This window comes from Sphingobacterium sp. UBA865 (assembly GCF_002295765.1).
In the GTDB taxonomy this organism is placed as follows: Bacteria; Bacteroidota; Bacteroidia; order Sphingobacteriales; family Sphingobacteriaceae; genus Sphingobacterium; species Sphingobacterium multivorum.
Map to the genome: position 1 here is coordinate 26,278 of NZ_DBGB01000007.1, position 14,513 is coordinate 40,790.

The 14,513-nt window shown below is 41.5% G+C and carries 17 protein-coding genes; 5 read left to right on the plus strand and 12 right to left on the minus strand.

Annotated features, from left to right (window positions below; translation table 11 throughout):
• Nucleotides 1-76: 76 nt before the first annotated feature.
• The 11 genes from B2O97_RS02555 to B2O97_RS02605 are packed head-to-tail and all read right to left on the minus strand — an operon-like array spanning nt 77 to nt 9,838.
• Nucleotides 77-406: a metal-sulfur cluster assembly factor gene (locus B2O97_RS02555; RefSeq protein ID WP_070565732.1), complete on the minus strand. Its 330-nt coding sequence runs from the start codon at nt 404-406 to the stop codon at nt 77-79.
• A gap of 37 nt (nt 407-443) precedes the next feature.
• Complete coding sequence (locus tag B2O97_RS02560; RefSeq protein WP_153846625.1) at nt 444-1,706, minus strand: hypothetical protein; 1,263 nt, start codon at nt 1,704-1,706, stop codon at nt 444-446.
• 1 nt (nt 1,707) lies between these two features.
• Nucleotides 1,708-2,535 carry a DUF2249 domain-containing protein gene (locus tag B2O97_RS02565; protein ID WP_286766899.1) on the minus strand — a complete coding sequence of 276 codons (828 nt, stop codon included), beginning with the start codon at nt 2,533-2,535 and terminating at the stop codon, nt 1,708-1,710.
• A 14-nt stretch (nt 2,536-2,549) separates the two neighbouring features.
• Nucleotides 2,550-3,476, minus strand: coding sequence for an iron-sulfur cluster repair di-iron protein (ric, locus tag B2O97_RS02570; RefSeq protein WP_070565738.1), 927 nt, complete (start codon nt 3,474-3,476; stop codon nt 2,550-2,552).
• Nucleotides 3,477-3,505: 29 nt separating this feature from the next.
• Nucleotides 3,506-4,273 (minus strand): ABC transporter permease subunit, encoded by a 768-nt coding sequence (locus tag B2O97_RS02575; RefSeq protein ID WP_070565740.1) that lies wholly within the window; start codon nt 4,271-4,273, stop codon nt 3,506-3,508.
• A gap of 7 nt (nt 4,274-4,280) precedes the next feature.
• Nucleotides 4,281-4,994 (minus strand): ABC transporter ATP-binding protein, encoded by a 714-nt coding sequence (locus B2O97_RS02580; RefSeq protein WP_115049926.1) that lies wholly within the window; start codon nt 4,992-4,994, stop codon nt 4,281-4,283.
• Entirely contained in the window at nt 4,991-6,241 is a 1,251-nt protein-coding gene (locus tag B2O97_RS02585; protein WP_201303484.1) for a nitrous oxide reductase family maturation protein NosD, read from the minus strand. The genes B2O97_RS02580 and B2O97_RS02585 overlap by 4 nt, the downstream gene beginning before the upstream one ends.
• A 10-nt stretch (nt 6,242-6,251) precedes the next feature.
• Nucleotides 6,252-6,701, minus strand: coding sequence for a nitrous oxide reductase accessory protein NosL (locus B2O97_RS02590; protein ID WP_083295915.1), 450 nt, complete (start codon nt 6,699-6,701; stop codon nt 6,252-6,254).
• A complete protein-coding gene (locus B2O97_RS02595; protein WP_198386050.1) occupies nt 6,688-7,302 on the minus strand; it encodes a hypothetical protein in 615 nt (204 codons plus the stop codon). Before B2O97_RS02595 ends, B2O97_RS02590 begins: the two co-directional genes overlap by 14 nt.
• Before the next feature lie 11 nt (nt 7,303-7,313).
• The gene (nosZ, locus tag B2O97_RS02600; RefSeq protein ID WP_286766900.1) at nt 7,314-9,302 is read right to left on the minus strand and encodes a Sec-dependent nitrous-oxide reductase; all 1,989 of its coding nucleotides are present in this window, start codon (nt 9,300-9,302) and stop codon (nt 7,314-7,316) included.
• Between the two features lie 59 nt (nt 9,303-9,361).
• The gene (locus B2O97_RS02605; protein ID WP_070565751.1) at nt 9,362-9,838 is read right to left on the minus strand and encodes a c-type cytochrome; all 477 of its coding nucleotides are present in this window, start codon (nt 9,836-9,838) and stop codon (nt 9,362-9,364) included.
• 262 nt (nt 9,839-10,100) lie between these two features.
• Here B2O97_RS02605 and B2O97_RS02610 point away from each other — a divergent pair, with 262 nt between their 5' ends.
• Both B2O97_RS02610 and B2O97_RS02615 read left to right on the plus strand, forming a co-directional pair.
• The gene (locus B2O97_RS02610; RefSeq protein ID WP_286766901.1) at nt 10,101-10,712 is read left to right on the plus strand and encodes a Crp/Fnr family transcriptional regulator; all 612 of its coding nucleotides are present in this window, start codon (nt 10,101-10,103) and stop codon (nt 10,710-10,712) included.
• A 44-nt stretch (nt 10,713-10,756) separates the two neighbouring features.
• Nucleotides 10,757-11,992 (plus strand): hypothetical protein, encoded by a 1,236-nt coding sequence (locus B2O97_RS02615; RefSeq protein ID WP_201639599.1) that lies wholly within the window; start codon nt 10,757-10,759, stop codon nt 11,990-11,992.
• A 108-nt stretch (nt 11,993-12,100) separates the two neighbouring features.
• Here the strand turns inward: B2O97_RS02615 and B2O97_RS02620 are convergent, their stop codons facing one another.
• The gene (locus tag B2O97_RS02620; protein WP_115049917.1) at nt 12,101-12,547 is read right to left on the minus strand and encodes a nuclear transport factor 2 family protein; all 447 of its coding nucleotides are present in this window, start codon (nt 12,545-12,547) and stop codon (nt 12,101-12,103) included.
• Nucleotides 12,548-12,562: 15 nt separating this feature from the next.
• Here B2O97_RS02620 and B2O97_RS02625 point away from each other — a divergent pair, with 15 nt between their 5' ends.
• The 3 genes from B2O97_RS02625 to B2O97_RS02635 all read left to right on the plus strand — a co-directional run bounded on the left by B2O97_RS02625 (nt 12,563) and on the right by B2O97_RS02635 (nt 14,458).
• Entirely contained in the window at nt 12,563-12,835 is a 273-nt protein-coding gene (locus tag B2O97_RS02625; protein WP_201639600.1) for a hypothetical protein, read from the plus strand.
• A gap of 174 nt (nt 12,836-13,009) precedes the next feature.
• Nucleotides 13,010-13,576 (plus strand): hypothetical protein, encoded by a 567-nt coding sequence (locus tag B2O97_RS02630; protein WP_286766902.1) that lies wholly within the window; start codon nt 13,010-13,012, stop codon nt 13,574-13,576.
• Between the two features lie 21 nt (nt 13,577-13,597).
• Nucleotides 13,598-14,458, plus strand: a complete 861-nt coding sequence (locus B2O97_RS02635) for a helix-turn-helix domain-containing protein (protein ID WP_201639602.1) — start codon at nt 13,598-13,600, stop codon at nt 14,456-14,458.
• The last annotated feature ends 55 nt before the right edge of the window (nt 14,459-14,513 follow it).

Consider the following 14,513-nt stretch of genomic DNA (forward strand, 5'->3'; position numbering starts at 1 on the left):
CTAAAGGCTTTAGACTAACGATCGGGAAAACTCGGCGAATAGCGGAAATAGGGAGGTGAATTTATTCTTCAAGAAATCATTCTCGTTCCAATAGGCTCTTTCCCTCTTCGCTGATCCGATCGGGAGTCCAAATAGGATCCCAAACGAGCTCGATAATTATTGCCCGCTGTGGAAATTGCTGTTGCAATGTTTTTTCAACGCCATGAACGATAGAGTCGCCCATCGGGCAATAGGATGAAGATAACGTCATGGTAACAACAATACGACTGGGATCGGTTAAATTAATATCATAAATTAAGCCCATATCTACGATGTTGATCCCCAATTCGGGATCCATCACAAGCATCAATACCTGAACAGCTTTTAACTGATCGGAAGCCTCCGGTTTTGTTAGATCAATTTTCATGGTATCTTTCATTAAATATATAGGCGAGGTGCGTAGTTTATTTACTTTTTCTTTGATGAAAAACTACTTTTCCGACATTGACAACATAAACAGCAGCAAGTGCTGCCCAAAGCCAGGCTGCACAGTATAATGCCCACCTGAATTGACCGGCTACAGCAACCGCCATGACGACAAGCGCCACTAGGTAAAGATAATATTGTATAGAAAGTAATCGCTGACTATAAAGTTCCTTGGGCAAAGGTATTTTTTTGATGCCATTGAGATCTTTATAGCGCCAATTCCAGATCATAAAAGGCAGGGTCTTATAGGTCATCCCTAAAATAATACCCGTTATCCATCCAAAAAACACCCATACGGCATATAAATTCACCCAATTACCAGACTCCTGCCGGACAACCATAGGTAAGGTGAGAAACGCGAACAATAAACTCAAAAAGGAAATGAAACTATGTTTCATCGGAATATCCAGTACCTTACGAGCCCGGTGCACAAAACAATCCACGACAAAAACGGCCCAGCAAACTACTCCCAATAGCACTATTGCTCCAAAGGTAAGAGATCTTAATCCCACAGGATGGCTGTATCCGTCCAATAAAAAAAGTACCAATCCAAGGTTTATCAAAATGACCGAAACATAAAGCCACTTTGTTTTGGTGGATTGTCCCAAGAGAAACATCGGCAGCATCTTCGCTCCCGCTCCCAGGATCAACTGCAAAAACCAACCAACAATACCGACGTGGGCGTGTAGCTTTAGGATATCGAGGTGACTTTTTGTTAGAAAACCATGGGCTAAATTAATGGCAAGCAAAAGGCCTAAGGTGGTTGTAAAACAAAGCCAGAAGGCCGAGAACGTAAAATAAAGGCGTAGTTCAAATAGATGCTCCACATCTTTAGTCGTCATCCACAGCAAGTAGAAGTACAGGTAGGAGCTGAGCGTAATCAATAGCCCTCCAACGCACATGAGTAAACCGATCTTGAAATACCAGAAACTATAAATCAACACACAGGTTCCCGATGTCAATAGGATATAACTGAAAAATGCCAATTTGGAAGAGCGAAGTGAACGCTCAAAAATAACCGGCACCAGCTGATACGCCGCTCCATAAATCACCATCGTGCCCCAACCTAGTGCTAGGCTATGGACGATTGCCAGCACTTTTGGTTGAAAATGGTGCCCAAAGAGCTGCCCCCCGCTAAAAACCAAGAGGAAGCTGAACAGTAGAAAAAAAATGCCCGCAGTGATAAAAAACGGCAATACAGCATACGCTTCTGGGCTCTTATGAATAGCAATATGTGCCATTTTATTTAACGGGGTAAATTAACAGATGGACATCTCCAGGATGTTGTTCATGGATGAAAATCCGATAAGAAAAATGATCCAGTTCTTCTAGTAAATGGAGCGGAACCTTCCGATGTTTTACATAGACAACCTCATCGGCTTTCAGTTGAGCAAGGGCCTCAAGAATTGATTCCATGGGCTGCGGCATAGGCAATGTCCTGACATCCAATGTAACAAGTTGAAGCGCGGAAAGTCGCGCTAATTTCTGCTCAAAAAGTCGTTTCGGCACAAATGAAATATGATCGCCCTCAGCAGGCTGAACGGACAGCACTGTATCTTTTTTATAAAAGTAACTTCTGAATTCGCCCTCCGCCCATTCGTGGCTATAGCTTGGCACTCCACGCTCCTCCATACGCCTAATCAATGGAATGGGGACAAATGAATTGCTGATGCAAAGAATCCCTCCTGCGACGAGTGAGCGATACAACTGAAAAATATCTTTTAATGGATCTTGCCCCATTTCCAATAGGGGTCTCACATCGAATACAACCGTCACTGCTGCATCATCCATCCAACTTGGCCGCTCTGCTGCATCGAATGGATCATTGACTTTCTCAGCTCCATCTGACATCCAAATAAAGCCGAGCGGTACCAGCGCAGCACGAAAATCTGTAACCGAACATCCGCCAATTTTTGCTGCTTCGACTATGGAGACCCGAGGGGCCAGTATCCGACGCAACACCGGGATCCGGATCTTACGCAAGGGTTTGGCAATAGCTGCAATGGCTTCAATGCTTAAGTCATTATAGCTGATCAGTTCTGAAATCTTGGTATGCTGGTTTATCCGCATGGCTTTTCTAGTTTTTAATTCATTTGAACACCGTAGCTCGCGAGCAACTTTGGAAATAAAATATTATTCTCCAGGTGGATATGCTGCAAAAGATCGGATTCGAAAGATTCGATCTGTGAAAATAATGACGTGTAGGAATTGCAGGCATTGGCTGGCAATGTGTAATTTTGGGTAATTTTGCGCAACTGCTGAAGTTCCTTTCCTGAATCTTCGTGTTCGGAAATCAAAAATTGAATGAGCTGATCTACCTGTTTGCTGGTCAATTCTTGTTCATTCTTGGTTGCCGGAAAGAGCTGCTTCTCCTCTTTATCCAAATGATGGTAAAGGTCATCAAGAAAGGCATCGAGTTCTTGGGACAAGTTGACCAGCTCGGGATGCTGCTGTGCATGCACATCGGCCACTTTATGTGCAAGTTCCTGAATAATCGGTCCTTTTTCCCGGACATACCGATGATGAACATTCTTAATATAATCACTTAAAAAATCGATATCCCAATCTTTAAAATTTAGCGGTGGGCCGGCTATAGGAAGCTCTTCGGATTGGTTTAACCGTCTGCGCAATTCAATTTCATCGAGACCAACACTATGAGCGGCCTCCTTAAGCGTCTGCTTACCACCGCAACAAAAATCTACCCCAAGCTGTTTTAAAACTTCGGCCTTGCGGATATCCTTGGCAGCAATATGGCCAACGGTTTCCAGTGTTTCGCTTTCGAGCGGTTTGCCAAGGCGAACCTGCCAGTATTCGGGCCCCGATTCAAGATAATTCCAAATGAGATCCTTTCCACGTTCACCCAGCAACTGATAATAGAGCGGTTTAGGATCATGATCGTTTTTGATAATAAATGACTCGCCCGAATCCAGGGCATCGAAGTGATCAAATATGGTCGGGTGTTTAAGTCGAGGTTCTATATTGAAAACCTCCAATAACGGTGATTTAATCATGATAATAGTATTAAATGGTCAATAAATTATTATAAATCCTTTTTCTTAAAATAGCGAATAGATAGCCCTAGAGGAATGAGGCACCAGAGCAACATGACCAACAGGGTGATCGCAATGCCGAATGTATTACCGAAGAAATCCCGAAATATCGCCCCTGTATAGCCCATCATCGCGGATAGATCGACCTGTAATAAAATAAGGATGCGACAGATATCGATGGGATTGAGCATGGACAGTGCAACCATTCCATGTTCGATGGGATAATCCGCAAACTGAAATAGGATGAAAAGCACCAGTGCGTCAAAAAGCAGCGTGAAATAAAGCCAAAGCAAAATTGCCAATCCTATCCCCTTCGACTTATCTCTGATCAATACAGATGTCCACATCGCGATCGAAACGAAAATCAAAGAAAGTAACAGTCCGCAACCGACCAAAGTAATTCCCGAAGAGCTAAATGCATAGATAAAAGTTGGTATGCCAACGCCAATAAAAAAAGCTAAACTAAGTGCACCTGCCAGACCCACATACAGGCTGCCCCAAATGCTTTGCCGTTGCAAAGGCTGACTGACAAGGCAATTGATAAACTCGGAACTCTGGTAGATATAGATGCCTGAAAAAATGATACTCATCAGCGGAACTACAAACAACACAATATTCAGTAGACTGAGTAATCCCTTTTCATAGTTGTCCTCCATGCTATAGACCGTCATGGAAAGTACAAAGAGTAATATGGTGTAGCATAAAATGGTCTTGTTGCGCAAGAGATCCACAAAAACGTAGCGTATAATTTTATTCATCTTTTCTCTAATTAGACAGGTCGCGGTTCTGCATCAAATAAGCGATTGCTTTAGATAGCTTTTCAGTACCTGTATCTTCTTTTAATTGCTGCAAACTCTTATGAAACTTCAGCTCTCCTTCCTGAAGAAAGACAATCTGCGATACAAATTCATCGAGATCACTAAGCACATGGGAACTGATGATGATCAGTTTACCGCGTCCGATTTCTTTTTTGATTTTATCCTTGAGAATTTCGGTAGACAGAGGATCCAGTCCTGCTGTAGGTTCATCCAGGATGAGTACTTTGGGGTCAAACATAAATGCGATACAGGCACTTACTTTTTGTCTTGTGCCACCGGAAAGCGTTTCCATCCGTTTTTCCAACAGCTTGTCCACGCCAAAAGCCTGATAAAGATCCGAATCCGCCTGGGGCTGTTTACGGATATCTTTGATCATATCCAGGACCTGTTTGATGGACATATTCTCAGGATATTGACCGATCTGCGGCATATAGCCGATATGGTTCCGATAAGCCCATTGCTGTCCAATGTCCTGTCCTTCAAAAGTGATCCGTCCGGCACTCGGCATGACCATACCTAGGACAGACTTGATCAAAGTAGTCTTACCACTGCCATTGGGGCCAATTAAGGCAACGCATTCGCCGCCATTCAAGGTCAGATCAATGCCCTTTAATGCATTGAATTTTCCAAAGCTTTTCGTTAACTGCTGGATACTAATCATACTTTTATTGATTTCATGCGAGGCTTATCGTCTTTAAGCCCCTCGGGTGTCAGACTTGGTAATAGCTTTTCAGTCCGGTCGAACAACATGGCCATAAAACTTCGAAAAAGTAACATCGCCGAAGGATAGCGCTCAACCATCATCGAGAATAGGCTAACGGGACGAAAAGGGATATCCCCAAATCCGTCTTTGTCCAGATCGTATCCCTCGTATTTGTCCCAATAGTTATGCACAAAGCTGTTGAGTGTAAGGGTACCATTGGTGGCAACATCAAAGGTATTCTGAAGAAAATTATTGTCTTTAAGCACATTGTCCATACAGCTCGACTGAATCTTGAGCCCCCATCCGTTGCTCTTAAAATTGTTATGTTCAATATGGATACGATTCGATCCTTCCATAAAAATACCCGTGGTATTGCGGCTAAACTGATTGTTGATGATCTGACTATCGGAAATATCTTTGAGCAACAATCCATAGGCGGCATCGCCCCAATTCTCTTCGAAATTATTGTTTTCCATATGGACATGCTTGGTATACATAACAGCTACACCTGCACCATTGCTGCGAAAGGTGTTTGAGATGTAACTGTTCTCATGGGAAAACATAAAATGGAGACCATAGCGCAGATTTTTTTCAGAAAGATTGCCCTGTACTCGAGTATGGGTCACAAACTCAAGATAAATACCGTCCCTATGTCCAGACACTTCATTATTTTCAACACTTAAACTATCTGATTTCCAAGCATGAATACCATTACCAATCAGCTGCTCCGCTGTACCAAAAGCTCTGAGGATATTGCCCCGTATTTCAACGTTTGTAGCATTCTGCGCATAAATCCCGAAAAAATTGTCCACGAGCTCATTGTCAAAAATTTTGATATGCGCTGTATTGTAAATTTTAATACCGGCAATATCATTCATGGAAGAATGTCCCGAATGCTGTATTAAAAAGCCTTGAACAGTAACCTGCGGTGATTTGATCGAGAGCGGTTCATATTTTTTCTCGCCGTCCAGCACAGGTTTTCCCAGGCCTTTCAGGAAAATTGCCTTATCAATAACAATATTCCCCTCCTTATACACACCCGCCGCTACTAAAACGGTATCACCTGATTTCGCTTGTGCTAAGCCAGCCTTTATTGTTCTGACCGACTGCCCCTTTCCTACCTGGATGGTTGTCGCCGATACAGGCACGTTTACGAGCCAAAGACAAGCCATTGCACAGTACAACGCTAAAGCTAGATTCTTCATTGTTATTCATTTATTTCCACAGATCATTCCAGGTCATCACCGTGCCACCGATCTCTGCTTTGACCTTATCCAGTTCCACCCGTTTTTCAAATACAGCAACATTGCCTCGCATTGGGCTTTTCAAGGCTTCACTTTTGAGATAATATGCACCTTCAGCCGGTACGAGCTTATGGCTAACATAATCCGGCAGGTAATAAACGGCAATCTCTTCTTTTTTGACCGAGTTCCCTTTGACAAAGGCGATCATACATTGTACGTCATCAAAATTAAAGACCCGTCCCTTTTTTGTCTGCAGCTGCGTACCAAAACGCGCGTCCGTTATTGTCATCTTACAGTGGGCACATTGCTCGCTACCGTATTTAATAGGCTTGGGTTTATTGTTGCCCTGACAGGCCTGCAAACTACATAGAACCAGCAATATACTACTACAGATCAACGCAAATAATTTATAGTTTCTCATATGATTTTAGTTTTAGGGTTTTATTATTTTGCCACTCCCGCACTGTACAAAAGGCCAAGATAATTCCACAGAGTATAAAGATCCATCCCCCGATATCAGGTATAGAATAGGCGCCAAAATTTAAAAGCTGTTTGTATCCGATCAGTGGTGGCTGATAAGACATTCCGGGAACTTTTATCGGTGCAGATGGATCGAGCTGATGCCCATAGTTGTATTCCCAGATATAAAAGTCAACCAGGGCTGCGACTCCAAAAAGCAGAAAACAAAAGAATAAGCCATAGAGCAGTTTTCTATTCTGCACGAAACCGGTAAGCAAAAAAGCAAGCGCAAAAAATAAGATGATATAGGGCAAGACCTTAAATTCTATGAAATCTTCCGCATGTAGCGTTTTCATCCCGATATAGTGGTTCAGTCCATTGATAATATCAACTTGTCCGGCCAACTTGTTGCTATAGATCTGTAGTTCTAGCCCTTCTGGGTATTGTGCTGCGTCGAGCTCAATACGCCAGATGGGTAGGAAGATGACCGCTACCAGGGCCAGGCCACTCAGGATCAAAAGAATCCGATGTACTGCTGACAGGTGACTTGTAGTTTTCATCATTGTAGGTTATATTAATTGGTCTTCTCTTGCGGTTGATTGGTTCCCAGACTATAAATCAACGGAACATTGTTTCCTTTTTTTGAGATACGGATATACCCCTGCATCTCTTGGTGTAACGCGCTACAAAAATCCGTACAGTAGAACGGGAATACACCTACTCTATCTGGAACCCATTTCAATGTCTGTGTCTCTCCCGGCATAATGAGCAATTCTCCATTCTTTGCGCCTTTGACAGCAAAGCCATGCGGCATATCCCAGTCCTGCTCAATATTGGTCACATGGAAATAGACTTCATCGCCTAGTTGTACACCCTCGATATTGTCCGGAGTGAAGTGTGAACGGATGGATGTCAGGTATACATGTACCTGGTTACCTTTACGTTCAACGCGTGCATCTTTGTCTCCTTTGGCAACAAATGGGCTGGTATTTTCTTCAATTTTAAAAATCTTCACACTTTTGTCTTTCACTTTCTCCGCTTTGATAGCTTGCGCATAATGTGGTTCACCAATGGTCGGAAAGTCTAACAACAATTGCATTTTGTCTCCCGAGATATCAAACAATTGGGCACTCTGAGCCAACTCCGGTCCTGTAGGGAGAAAGCGGTCTTTCGTAATCTTATTATAGGCGATGACATATTTGCCTTCTGGATTTTTGGTATCTCCACCAGGTATCATTAAATGGCCTGTTGAGTAAAATGTTGGTGTACGGTCGAGCACCTTTAAATCCTTAATATTCCATTTCACCAATTCGGAAGACACAAAGAATGACGTGATTGCATTTCCTCTGCCATCAAATTCTGTATGCAGTGGGCCCAAGCCAGGTTTTTGGACTTCGCCGTACAGCGCAGATTCGTATTTGATAATTGGGATACCACCGAATTTTCCTTCGAATTGTTTTTCCTGGATTGCTTTCTGCATCTTAGCGAACGAGAATACAGGTATGACCGCAGCCAGTTTACCCGACCCTACAATATATTCGCCTGTAGGATCAACGTCGACACCGTGCGGAGATTTTGGGCAAGGGATATAGTAGCATAGCCCCTCCAGCTCCTCTGCCTTCAATACGATCGTTTCTGTATTAAAAGATGTTTTTGCGGTATGTGATTTCTCGTCGTAAGTGTTATGGGCATACTTCAACCCGGTAACCTTTTTCCCTTTTCCGGCTTTCAAATACTCTTCGGCTTTTTTCCAGTTGACGGCCAATATAAAGTCTTTGTCATTTTTGGATGCATTGACCTCCAGCAATGTATTTGCCTGTTCGGTATTGTAGGTGGAGAAGAAGAACCAACCATGAGAAGTCCCTTTACCGGCTCGGCTCAGGTCATAGTTTACACCGGGTGTCTCAATCTGAAAAGCCAATTCCATGTTGCCATTATCCTTATTGACGCTGACAAAGCTCAATGTTCCGCGAAAATTCTTTTTAAAGGTATTGATAGGTACATCGCCCGACTCACCGTCCAGCGGAACCGAAAATCGCGTTCCTGCAACAACATATTCGGTATTTTCAGTAATGTACGGCGAAGAGTGGTTTCCACCGCTGTTGGGGAGTTCGAGTACTTCAGCCGTACGAAAAGTTGTCAGATCCACCCGGGCAATACGGGGGGTATTGTTGGCATTGACAAATACCCAGCGGCCGTCGTAGTTTCCATCGGTTTTCGAAAGCTGCACGTGGTGTAAATCATCCCAAGGTACATTGCCATGGGACGTTTCGAGCATCGGTTTAGTTTCTTCACTAAAACCCCAGCCCTTTTCGGGATCTAGTGAAAAAACGGGTATTACACGCAATAATCTGCCGGATGGAAGTCCATAAACGGAGAGCTGCCCACTAAATCCCCCGGATACGAAATTGTAGAATTCATCGTATTTCCCTGGGGCAACATATACCTTCTCAGCGGCATCACCACTCACGGCGGCTCCCGCTCCTTTGGGTTTACAGGCATGGAAAGTCGCTAACACCGCGCTCGCCATTAGGCTCGTCAATATGTATTTTGTTAAAGTCATTCTATTCTTATTTTAAGGTTAATACCTATGCAGCTTTGTTGATTCTTATTCAGCTTTTATTATTTTACACCATCATTTTGTCGCATAAACTCCAATACCTTTCGGGCTTCCTCGTCCGTTAGATTTTGGTTAGGCATCCGGACCATGCATAGTTCAAGTTGCGCCTGTAATTCCGGATCCTTATCGATCATCGGATCAGGATTAGTGATAAAATTCATGATCCACTGTGGTTTTCTCCGTTGTGTCACACCTTTCCATCCTGGCCCGACTAGTTTCTCGTCGGTTAGCTTGTGGCAGGAAGCACATTTCAGGTCAACAATCAATTTTCCGGCTGCGGCCATTGGTGCATCCAAATGGTCAGCGATTTCCACTTTGTCAAATTTTCCCTCACCGCGGTGAGGATCATATCCACTGGCGTCATTTGCCGAAGCCCCAGATTCATTAACACTGTTGGCAACGGTCTTTTTCTCGCCATTGTTTGAGGAACAGGAATAGATAAATAATCCCATCAAACAACATACAATTAGCTTTCTCATCTTATTTTGGTTTTGTGTTCAAACTTGATTGTGTTTTACTTAATCCAAAGGTATTATCGAAGCGTGTAGCCATTTTATGAGGCAAATCATAAAATGATTCCGGTGAGAACAAACCATCAATCAAAAACAATAAAACACTATATATAAGCACATTAACACCATATTGATTTTCATCACTCATTCCCGTGATCAACATCAAGATCTATTTTGTGACACTACTATATCTTTACGCTGTGTAGTAAAAACTAACTTATATCGAACGATGATTCCAACCGCAATACTTCTCGAAAAGGGAGCGAGCAGCCTACATGCCGATATTGGTGAAATACTTTTTCATGAGGATAGCATGGCCACATTTTATTATCAGTTGTTAAGCGGGCGAGTTCGTCTTTCTAATTTCTTATCAGACGGTAGGGAGGTCCTCCACAATGTTATCTGTGCCAATGAGGGCTTTGGAGAAGTAGCGATATTGGACAATGGCGTTTATACAGTGACGGCAATTACCGACAGTTCATGTACATTAATGAAGATCAGTTCGAAAAAATTCATCGAAATCATACATGAATATGGCAACCTACATCGTTTGGTATCACAAAAGATGGCGCGCGAACTACACTTTAAACTCTTTATGATCAAATTAATTTACAATCGTTCACCGGAGGAGATCCTCTCCAATCTGATCCAAAAGTTAAATGAAAGCAAGAGACTCGTTTGTCAGGAATGCAACCGACTTATGCTTACGCGCCAACAATTGGCTAATATGACCGGGTTAAGAGTAGAAACAATCATCCGGACAATGAAGCAAATGGACAAGGAAGATAAATTGAACATTATCCGCGGAAAAGTTTTTGTTCCGGCCGATGGTATTGATTGAAGCTTGGAACAACGATGTTTCAGCTATCGGAAAGAAATCAACGTATGAATAAAATCAGTAGCTATTTAAGTATCAGGAAATGGATCGTCATCACCCTATTCAATTTACTTATTGTAGGTATTTTCGGGTTGATTATGCGCTTAAAATTTTTATTTCCCATTCCTTGGATCGACCAGAAAAACCTCATGCATGCGCATTCGCATTTTGCTTTTTCCGCCTGGGTATCCCAAGCTCTTATGATTTTTCTCATAATGACCGTTCTGGGAATAAAAACCAATCAGATTTTGTGCAGGAAATATCAGCATATCCTATGGGCTAATTGGACGGTTTCGATAGGCATGCTTATTTCCTTTTCAGTTGCTGGCTATAGCCTATGTTCGATTATATTATCCTTTTTATCGATACTTGTCTCTTATTGGTTCTGCTTTCAATTAGTGCGGGATCTTAAATCATCGACGCTTCCTCCGGCCATTTCGATCTTAATTAAGTCGGCACTATTTTTCAATATATTTAGTTCACTAGGGACCTATTTTCTGGCATATCTCAAAGTGAGCCACCAACTGGATCCATTAAAACAGCTTGCATCAGTCTATTTTTATCTTCATTTTCAGTATAATGGCTGGTTTTTCTTTGGCTGTATTGCTCTGTTTGCCAGTTGGCTGTATAAACGTACTGGTAAAATACCAATAAGTCCGCGTTTTTCGCTCGTGTATGTCATGACTGTTATACCAACCTATTTCTTATCTGTTCTATGGTGGAAGGGTTTACCCCTGTGGCTATATATTATTATAGTCATTACAGTCGGATTGCAATTTGTCCTGTGGGGAACATTAGCACAACGAGTCGTCCGACTGGTCCGAAGCAATATTTCACTCCGCTTAAGCCCCGATACATCTAAAATTTGGTTATGTGTCCTGTTTGCCATTTTTCTCAAACTGATATTGCAAGGCATATCGGTCATACCTGCTCTGAGCCAACAAGCTTATGGATTTCGACCAATTGTTATTGCTTATCTTCACCTCGTCCTTTTGGTGGTAATATCACTCTTTTTAATTGGGTATGCTTTTCAGATTTGTATGTTAAAAATCGAAAAAGGCATTCACTATGGCGTTTATGGCTTACTTGTTGGAATCTTTTTGAATGAATTTGTGTTAATGTTGCAGGGGCTCGGTGGATTTATACATTATTCTATCAGGGGAACACATCATGTGCTGACGGTCGCTGCAGCTATTATTGTTGTCAGCCTCTACAGGATAACGCAAACCCAATTACGCAAATGATGCTATTAGCATAAGCCATGAGAGATGATCGATTATGAAATAGCTAGAAAATAAGCCACATCTCTCGACATGGCTCTACAACATTTATATATTTATTTGAGATGGCTCTTATTTATACGAATTGATCGATTTAGATACTTTCCAGTCATTACCTTCACGTACAAGAGTCACTAGGTCTGTTTTGGTAAAGTTTTCAAACGTCAACGTCACTTTGGCTACCATATAATCCGCCGACTCCTCAAGGATTTCGGTGCTTACCGCACAGTTCAGCTTCTCGCCTTTTTGTTTTTTCAAGGATTTAACAATAGCGTTACGGCTGTGATTCTGTGCATTGGAAGCTTGGATTTTTTGGTTGAAATCCTCGGAGAACAATTGTTCTACACCTGCAGATTCTCCTTCGGTAGTTACCGCGACATAGTGCTCTAAAGCGAAATCTGCTGTAGAAAGGTTAACGTTTGTTTTTGTTGCTTTTGCTCCTGGCCCTTCAGCTGCCATAGCGAATGTAGATACTGCGATTAGGGCTGCTGCTGCGAATGTTTTTACTAGCGTTTTCATAATGTCTTTTTTATAGTGTTAGTTCTGTTGTATTCTTACACCGATGTAGCTCAGGCTCTTTCGGAATTATCAGGCAAATCGGTTTCTTACACCAATGCCGACCCAACAGAGTTTACCGAAAAACTAAAGCAGTTTGGCGTTCCCGAATTTGCCATTTTACTAACCGCCGGTTTTGCCGAAGATCAGAAAAACCACCAGTTTGAAGAGGTAACAAACGATCTGGAAAACCTTTTGGGAAGAAAACCTTTGGCATTGAAAGAAGCATTAAAAGAAATCTATAAGTTGTAACAGCCCATACGACCTCATTAATGGTAAAATCTTACACCACCACACTCAGCATTTGCCGGGTGTGGTGGTGTATTTTAGACTGTTTTTTTTTGTTAGTTTTGCATATATAATTCATCTGACAGATTGATTAAGAATATCCAATATTTCTTCCCAGGTCAGATGCACATAAAAACGATGCAAGATTTTGAGTACATAAAAATTGTTCCTGACGAACGGCTCTCCGGTTTTGTGGAGAGTTTCCTGCTATGTGCCAATCATACCGATGAAGATAAAGGAGTCATTATTTTTCCCGATGGAAGAGTGGACATTATGTTTAGTTGTACAGATCAGGAACCATTGGTAGCCGAATTATTTAATCTGGATAAAAAAGCAAGCCGGTATATTTTCAAAACGCAAACAAAGCTTTTTATGGTATGTCTTATCCTGCTCGGTGCCGAATACCGGCTCGGATACAACGGGACAGATTTTGGAACAGATGAGATTCGGCTTCCCGCAGATCTTTGGGATATTTCTAAAGAAGACCTTACAAGCTTAGATAGCTTTGCAGAAAAGGTTTCGGAAAAACTTTTGGAAATATTCCCGAAAAAGATGGATGAAAAAAAGCAACAGCTTTTTGAGCTTATCTATTCGTCAGGTAGTAAGGCGTTATCAAGTACCCTCCTTACAGCAAGAAAAACTCAAATGGCTAAAATCGCTTTTGGAACGAATTTCTTAATGACACAACCAAAGAACACTCCGTAAAAAATCAATTTAATTTTGACGATGGACATTACAAACCTTCCCGAAGATCTATGGGAACATAACGAAACTCATACTTCGGATTTGCAAATTTTCAATTACGAAGTGTATAAGAACGGTTCTAGAAACAAGATTGGCCTGGATAAAAATGTATTCAGTTTCTTATTGGATGGTCAAAAAAACATTCACTTTTCTAATGATATCATTTCAATCAATGAAACACAATCGCTACTTATCACATCTAATAATGTTTTGGTTACCGAACTGGTAGGTGTAAGTTCATACCGTTGTTTACTCTTCTTCTTTTCTCACAAAAACATCACCGATTTTTTATTGAAACATTCCCATTCTTTCAGTCAGAATGCCTCAGATAAAAAGATAACGGATATACCTTATTTCCTTTTAGAGAAAGACAATTTTATCATCCATTATATTCATTCGCTCCAACAAATTTTTGGTTTGCAACAATCTATCTCTCAAAAGATTTTGGAACTGAAATTTGAAGAAATAATGCTTTATCTGGCGGATAAATATGGGACGGTATTTTTAGATTACTTACATTATTTACTAATCAATGAAAGAGAATTATCATTTAAAATGGTAATTGAAAAGAACCTTTATACGAACTTGAATATTGACGAAATAGCCTTTCTGTGCAATATGAGTGCCTCTACTTTTAAGAGAAAATTTATAAGTATATACCAGGAATCTCCAGGGAAATGGTTTCGGCAAAAACGGCTTAACAAGGCCAAAGAATTGTTACATAATAATCAAGTCACACCTTCCGAAATTTTTATCGACTTTGGCTATGGCAGCTTGTCAAATTTTAGTGCAGCCTTTAAAAATGAATTTGGGTATAGCCCCAACCACATCCACTCAAATTGACCTCTTTTCATAACTTATTGAACCAAACCAATAAACGAAGCAGCGCTGGTTTTTC